Here is a 1,543-nt window from a genome sequence, read left to right as displayed (position 1 = left end):
CGAAATCTCAAGCTGTACTGAAGCTTTCGTGGATGCATTGGCGACTTGAGCGATCCGCTCCTCAATTTTTCTCGCTCGTTCGGTTGCGGGCAGCGCACTTGAACCGCGAACCACGAACAATTCTTCGCCATCCACTATCACCGGCGCAATAAACTCGGGATCTTCTCTCTCTTCAGCTGGTGCGAGGATTTCTTCAGACTGAGCAAGCGCAACAGTGCAGGAAAATAGAAGAGGCAGTAACCATAGCGTAAGGGCCCTCATGATTTTGCTCCTTCTGCGGGAATAATATGCACATCGCGTTGCGGGAACGGTATAGATATGCCTTCTTTGTCAAACCGCTCTTTTGCTTGACCGGTCAGGTCCCAATAAACGGTCCAATAGTCATCAGACTTGGACCATGGACGGCAGAAGATGTTGACGGAGTTGTCTCCCAACTCACCCACGAAAATTTCAGGTTCTGGTGCCTTCAGACAAAGCTGGTGATGCGCAACCAAGTCTTTGAGCACTTCAATTGCTTGGGCAGCGTTGTCCGAATAGGCGATACCAAAGACCAGATCGACCCGACGTTCTTCGGATGCACTTACATTGGTAATGACATCCCCCCAAATCTTGCTGTTGGGAACTATAATAATCTGGTTGTCGAATGTTCTGATCTTGGTTGAAACCACCGACATCTCATCCACAAACCCAGATGAACCGCCCACTTGGATATAGTCGCCAGTGTCGAATGGCTTGAGGACCATGATCATCAGACCGCTTGCGAGGTTTCCCAGCGTTTCCTGCAATGCGAAACCTAGGATGAACGACAAACCACCGAGCACGGCAAAAAGCGGTGTGACGTTAACTCCGAACAAAGCTAAAACGACGAGTATACCAAGGACGAAAACGGCCCAGTATACGGCGGTGGCAATGAAGCGTTTCAGCATTCTGGAGATAGTTGGAATTTTGTTCAGACCCCGTTCAGTGACCCGGCGCACCATCCGAGCAATGAACATCATGGCCCAAACTGCTAACAAAACACCCAGACCGGCCATCAGCAGGCCTACGCCCCCATCCCACGAGAACAACCAGGCCCAAGCGTTCTGAAAAAGCGTTTGAAGGTCGGTAGTTTTTAGGGCTCCCGTTTTCAACGCGAGAATATAGTCAGAATGCGGTTCTAGATCTTCCGCCTTCGCGCCTTTCAGGGCCCATGCTTCGAGCACCAGACGATAGTTGTTGAGAGTTTCTGATCCAGAGTCGTTCAAAGAGGACAACTGAGACCGCAAGTTGTCTTCCCGAGCTCCGCTCGCCGACCGAAGTTGCAAGTTTACTTGCGCGACTTCTTCGAGCCGAGAGCGCACATAACTCTGCCAAGTACCAGCGACTTGGGAAAGCTCTTCCGCGGTTAGGGGAACAAGTAGGATCTCGAGATCATCAGCCGCAATCATCTCATCAACGACTGCTTTTTTTAGATCGTCATTCTCGACTTCCACAGCCTCTTGGTCGGCCTCAGTCTCTTGCGCGCCGGCAGGAAAAGCACTCGCTAATGCCGTGAACCAAATGA

General features: G+C 51.1%; 1 protein-coding gene and 1 pseudogene. Both read right to left on the bottom strand.

Going from position 1 to position 1,543, the window contains the following annotated elements:
• A pseudogene (locus ACR0EL_RS21445) lies at nucleotides 1-261 on the bottom strand (mechanosensitive ion channel protein MscS); the annotation flags it as partial.
• A partial coding sequence (locus tag ACR0EL_RS21440) for a mechanosensitive ion channel family protein (RefSeq protein WP_480502183.1) occupies nucleotides 258-1,543 on the bottom strand: 1,286 nt, incomplete at its 5' end. The gene ACR0EL_RS21440 and the pseudogene ACR0EL_RS21445, both read right to left, overlap by 4 nt.

Source organism: Ruegeria sp. AH12 (genome assembly GCF_056541465.1).
The sequence above is the reverse complement of the archived record's forward strand: the minus strand, read 5'-3'. Positions and strand labels throughout refer to the sequence as shown.